The 4,728-nt window shown below is 69.1% G+C and carries 7 protein-coding genes; 4 read left to right on the forward strand and 3 right to left on the reverse strand.

Going from position 1 to position 4,728, the window contains the following annotated elements; all coding sequences use genetic code 11:
* Window positions 1–492 (forward strand): murein hydrolase activator EnvC (locus Q0C38_RS22975; RefSeq protein ID WP_291299468.1); only part of this gene is annotated, 492 nt, incomplete at its 5' end.
* Between the two features lie 97 nt (window positions 493–589).
* The gene (locus Q0C38_RS22980) at window positions 590–1,039 is read left to right on the forward strand and encodes a hypothetical protein (protein ID WP_291299469.1); all 450 of its coding nucleotides are present in this window, start codon (window positions 590–592) and stop codon (window positions 1,037–1,039) included.
* 21 nt (window positions 1,040–1,060) lie between these two features.
* Here the strand turns inward: Q0C38_RS22980 and Q0C38_RS22985 are convergent, their stop codons facing one another.
* Together Q0C38_RS22985 and Q0C38_RS22990 are read right to left on the reverse strand one after the other, a co-directional pair.
* A complete protein-coding gene (locus Q0C38_RS22985) occupies window positions 1,061–1,924 on the reverse strand; it encodes an ATP-binding protein (RefSeq protein WP_291299470.1) in 864 nt (287 codons plus the stop codon).
* A gap of 20 nt (window positions 1,925–1,944) precedes the next feature.
* Entirely contained in the window at window positions 1,945–2,700 is a 756-nt protein-coding gene (locus Q0C38_RS22990; RefSeq protein WP_291299471.1) for an SDR family oxidoreductase, read from the reverse strand.
* Between the two features lie 162 nt (window positions 2,701–2,862).
* Here Q0C38_RS22990 and yajC point away from each other — a divergent pair, with 162 nt between their 5' ends.
* Window positions 2,863–3,300: a preprotein translocase subunit YajC gene (yajC, locus tag Q0C38_RS22995; protein WP_291299472.1), complete on the forward strand. Its 438-nt coding sequence runs from the start codon at window positions 2,863–2,865 to the stop codon at window positions 3,298–3,300.
* A gap of 128 nt (window positions 3,301–3,428) precedes the next feature.
* On the opposite strand, the gene Q0C38_RS23000 is transcribed toward yajC, so the two are convergent.
* Window positions 3,429–4,040, reverse strand: a complete 612-nt coding sequence (locus Q0C38_RS23000) for a superoxide dismutase (protein ID WP_291299473.1) — start codon at window positions 4,038–4,040, stop codon at window positions 3,429–3,431.
* A 98-nt stretch (window positions 4,041–4,138) separates the two neighbouring features.
* On the opposite strand from Q0C38_RS23000, the gene Q0C38_RS23005 reads away from it, so the two are divergent.
* Window positions 4,139–4,728: squalene/phytoene synthase family protein (locus Q0C38_RS23005; RefSeq protein ID WP_291299474.1), on the forward strand; the 590-nt coding region annotated here is incomplete at its 3' end.

Below are 4,728 nucleotides of genomic sequence, written 5' to 3' on the forward strand. Positions count from 1 at the left end.
TGCTCTTCCGATCTCGGGCCGCAGCGCGTGGCCGAGGGTGGGCCAGGCGCCGAGCCGCCGATCCGTCCGACGGCCGAGCCTGCGGCGCGTCGCCTGCCGCCCGGCCGCTTCGCCTGGCCGGTGCGTGGCGAGGTCGTGTCAGGCTTCGGCAGCAAGGGAGGCGGGATGGTGAATGACGGGCTCAACATCGCCGCCCCGCGCGGAACGCCCGTGCGCGCGGCCGCGGATGGCGTCGTCCTCTATGCCGGCAACGAGGTGCGTGGCTTCGGCAACCTTGTCCTCGTCCGTCATGACAGCGGGTGGGTGACGGCCTACGGGCACACGGATCGGGTGCTTGTGAAACAGGGGCAGAGGGTGAGGCTGGGCGAGGAGATCGCCCGGGTGGGCAGCACCGGGGCGGTCGGTTCGCCGCAACTCCACTTCCAGGTTCGTCGCGACGGCAAGCCCGTCGATCCGGCCGCACACCTTGAGCGAGCAATCGCAGGACGATAGGCATGTTTTGAGACGTCTCTATTTTCGTAATTTGCTTGCAAAATAGTTTCCATGTGCTACTCATGGTGGCAACCCCACGTTGCCAGGACATAGCCCCATGATGTTCCGTCCCCTCCGTGCACTCGCCGTTGTTGCCCTGATGGCGCTTTCCCTCGCCGGTTGCGCAACCCCGTGGGAGCCTGCGTCCCTGCCACTCAATGCAGGCCCCGCGCGGGATGCCGAGTGCGAGGCCAAGGGACTGGCCTGGTCGAGCTCACGCCCGATCAGCTGGCAGAACCTGCAGATCCATCCGAACCTCGTCGCCAGACCCGACCGGGTGAACACGCTGATCACGGCGGACGGGCGGACGGTCGGCTACTGCACCCGGGGTTGCGGCTGCCGCACCAATGACTGGCGCCGCGTCGCCGATGGCCGCGCCGATTGTCCGCAGGACGCGCGCCCTGTCGGCATGTGCGTGCCGGTCGATGCCGGCGAGACGCGGCCGCCCGAACAGGTGCGGGCCCCGGCGCCTGCCGCCGCGCCGCAGACCCGCATCATCGCGAACTGATCCGGCCCCGGCGGGAAGGTCTCAGATCGCGATCCCGAGGCGGCCGGCAAGGTCCTGCACGAACTGCCACGCCACGCGGCCGGAGCGTGACCCTCGCGTGACCGACCATTCAGCCGCCTGGCGCTTCAATTCGTCAGCCGGGACCTTCAAGGCGAACGCCTCGGCATAGCCCTCGACCATCGCGAAATAGGTCGCCTGGTCGCAGTGGTGGAAGCCGAGCCAGAGGCCGAAGCGGTCCGACAGCGACACCTTCTCCTCGACCGCCTCGCCGGGGTTGATGGCCGAGGACCGTTCGTTGTCGATCATGTCGCGCGGCAGCAGGTGGCGGCGGTTCGAGGTGGCGTAGAAGATCACCGTCTCGGGCCTGCCCTCGACGCCGCCTTCGAGAACCGCCTTCAGGCTCTTGTAGTCGGTCTCGCCGGCATCGAACGAAAGGTCGTCACAGAATAGCACGGCACGCCGCGTCACGCCGCGGAGCAGGGTCAGCAGGGCAGGGAGGGTAGCGATGTCCTCGCGGTGGATCTCGATCAGCGCGACGCCCCCGGTCTGCCTGGTTTCCGCATCGACGGCGGCGTGAACAGCCTTCACCAGGCTCGACTTGCCCATGCCGCGCGCGCCCCAGAGCAGGGCGTTGTTGGCCGGCAGGCCGCGCGCGAAGCGGCGCGTGTTCTCGAGCAGCTGGTCGCGCTGCCGCTCCACACCCTGGAGCAGGGTCAGCGGCACGGCATTGACCTTCGGCACCGGCGAGAGCGTGCCTGGGTCGGGCTGCCACACGAAGGCATCCGCCGCGCCGATATCGGGGCGGGGCGGCGGCGGGGGGGCCAGGCGCTCGAGCGCATCGGCGATGCGGGCGAGCAGGGGTGCGAGGTTGGGTGCGTCGTTCATGGCGGGCGCTGTCTACTGCGCTACAGCGACGCCGTCACCCCGCCATCGACATAGAGGATCTGGCCGGTGACGTAGCTGGCCGCATCGGAGGCGAGGAACACGGCGGCACCTGCGATCTCCTCGGGCTCGGCCCAGCGGCCGGCCGGGGTGCGGGCACACACCCAAGCGTTGAAGCCTGTGTTCTCGATCAGCGCGGTATTCATCTCGGTGCGCACATAGCCCGGCCCGATCGCGTTCACCTGCACGTTGTGCGGCGCGAACTCGGTGGCGAGGCATCGCGTGAGCATCCGCACACCGCCCTTGGCGGCGCCGTAGGCAGGAATGTTGGCGCGGCCGAGTTCCGACAGCAGCGAGCCAAGGTTGATGATCTTGCCAGACCGCCGCGCCAGCATCTGGGGTGCGACGCGCTTGATGAGGCGGAACACGCTCGTCAGGTGGCTGTCGATGATCGCGTCCCACGCATCATCGGGGAACTCCACGGCGGGCGCGCGGTGCTGGATGCCGGCGTTGTTGACGAGGATGTCGATCCGCCCGGCGCCGGCGATCGCGGCCTCGGCGGCGGCGGCATCGGTCACGTCGAAGGCGAGCGGTTCGGCGGCGATGCCGAGCGCGCGGAGTGCTGCGACGGTGAGGTCAACGCCGGCCGGGTTGCGGCCGTTGACGAGGACGGTGGCGCCCGCGGCACCGAGCGCCTCGGCGATTGCGCGGCCGATGCCGCGGGTCGCACCGGTGACGAGCGCGCGGCGCCCAGTGAGATCGAAGGCGGCATAGGCCATGGTGGTTCCTTCCCCTGTTGCCCACAGCTTACAGGTGCTGCCGGCGCAGGGAACCCGGCTGTCCGGGAAGCAGGCCGCCTGGGAAGCGGGCCGCCTAGGAAGCTTCGCGGGCCGCTGCTATGGTCCGCGCCCTTCCAGACAAAGACCGACCGGAGTGAGACGATGCTGATTTCCCCCGCCTATGCCCAGTCCGGCGGTGACCCGACGGGCGGGCTGATGAGCCTTCTGCCGCTCGTCCTGATCTTCGTGGTGTTCTACTTCATCCTGATCAGGCCGCAGCAGAAGAAGTCGAAGGAGCATCGGGCGATGCTCATCGACCTCAAGCGCGGCGACAGGATCGTCACCGGTGGCGGCGTGATCGCCACCGTGGTGCGCGTTGCTCCCGACAGCGAGGAGGTGGTCGCCGAAATCGCCAAGGACATCCGGGTGAAGATCGTCAAGGGCACGATCCAATCGGTGCTGCGCGACCCGGCCGAGGCGCCACCGAAGCCGGAGGGCAAACAGGACAACGAGCCGGCGCCGAAGGGCAAGGGCCGCGCCGAGGACAAGGCGCCGGAGCCCGCACCTGCCAACGACCCGGCGCCGCAGAAGCAGGACTGATCAGCCTCGCACAGGCTGGACGCCGAAAGGGGCGGGCCCTCACGGACCCGCCCCTTTTTCATGTCGCCTGTGAAGCTGTGGCCGGCCCAACGAGGCCGGCCACCCTGATCCGGGGCCGCGGTGCGGCCTCAGGCTTTGGCGAGGAGGCTGTCGACGTAGTCCCAGTTGGCGAGCTTCTCGATGAAGTTCGTCAGGTAGTCGGGGCGGCGGTTGCGGAAGTCGAGGTAGTAGCTGTGCTCCCACACGTCGACGCCGAGGATCGGCGTGCCGGTGCCTTCGGCGACGGGGTTGGAGCCGTTGGGCGACTTGGTGCAGGCAAGCTTGCCGTCCTTGCCAACGACGAGCCAGGCCCAGCCTGAGCCGAACTGGGTGATGCCGGCCTGCTTGAACGCGTCCTTGAAGGCATCGACCGAGCCGAAATCGGACGTGATCTTGGCCTCGAGCTTGCCGGGCATCGCGCCGCCACCATTGGGCTTCATGCAGGGCCAGAAGAGGTTGTGGTTCCAGTGCTGGCCGGCGTTGTTGAACACGCCCGCCATGTCTGGCTTGCCGTAGCTCATCAGCACGATCTCATCGAGCGACTTGCCCTGCAGGGCGGGGTTCTTCTCGACGAAGCCGTTCAGCGCCGTGACATAGGCCTGGTGGTGCTTGCCGTGGTGGAGCTCGAGCGTCTCCTGCTGCATGCCGGATGCGCTGAGCGCATCGATCGCATAGGGGAGGGAGGGAAGCGTGAAGGCCATGTCGGGTCTCTCCGGGGTTTTGTTGTCCGATCGGCGTGCGCCATTGACCTAAGGGGGGGCGCCCGCATCGTCAACCGCGCGAGGTCTGGCGTGGTTGCGTGCGCTCGCCCATCTTTCGCCGTGTGAGCGAACCAAGCCCGATCATCCACCACCTGCGCGAGGCAGACCCCGATCGTTTCCTCTGCGTGCTGGCGAGCCCGGCGCCGGTGCGCGAGCCGCTGGCGGTGCTCTACGCGTTCAACGCCGAGTTGGCCCGCGTGGCGGCGTCGGTGAAAGAGCCTGGGCTTGGCATGCTCAGGCTGCAGTGGTGGCGCGAGGTGGCGGAGGAGGGGGCGCATGGCCGGGTGCGGCGCCATCCCGTGGCCGAGCCGCTCGGCCGGCTGATCGCGGCACGCGGGCTCGACCCCGCCATGTTCGACGCGGTGATCACGGCGCGTGAGCTCGAGCTCGACGAGGCGGGGGTGCCCGACCCCGTTGCGCTCGAGGCCTATGCGGCGGCGAGTGCGGGGGGGCTGATGCGCATCGCCCTCGATGCCATCGGCGTGGAGGATGCCGCGAGCAGGAGGGCGGTGCGGCACGCGGGCACGGCGCTGGCGCTGGCCGGCGTGCTGCGCAACGCTCCGGCGCTCGCGGCGCGGAACCGGTCGCTGCTGCCGCGTGCGCTCATTGTCGATGCCGGCGCGCGGGT

This window comes from Elioraea sp., assembly GCF_022842375.1.
Lineage (GTDB): Bacteria > Pseudomonadota > Alphaproteobacteria > Acetobacterales > Acetobacteraceae > Elioraea_A.

Coding starts and splice junctions, on each gene's coding strand:
- Q0C38_RS22990 (WP_291299471.1), bottom strand. CDS start 2,700: ATGGCCTATGCCGCCTTCGATCTCACTGGGCGCCGCGCGCTCGTCACC.
- Q0C38_RS23000 (WP_291299473.1), bottom strand. CDS start 4,040: ATGGCCTTCACGCTTCCCTCCCTCCCCTATGCGATCGATGCGCTCAGC.
- Q0C38_RS22985 (WP_291299470.1), bottom strand. CDS start 1,924: ATGAACGACGCACCCAACCTCGCACCCCTGCTCGCCCGCATCGCCGAT.
- Q0C38_RS22980 (WP_291299469.1), top strand. CDS start 590: ATGATGTTCCGTCCCCTCCGTGCACTCGCCGTTGTTGCCCTGATGGCG.
- yajC (WP_291299472.1), top strand. CDS start 2,863: ATGCTGATTTCCCCCGCCTATGCCCAGTCCGGCGGTGACCCGACGGGC.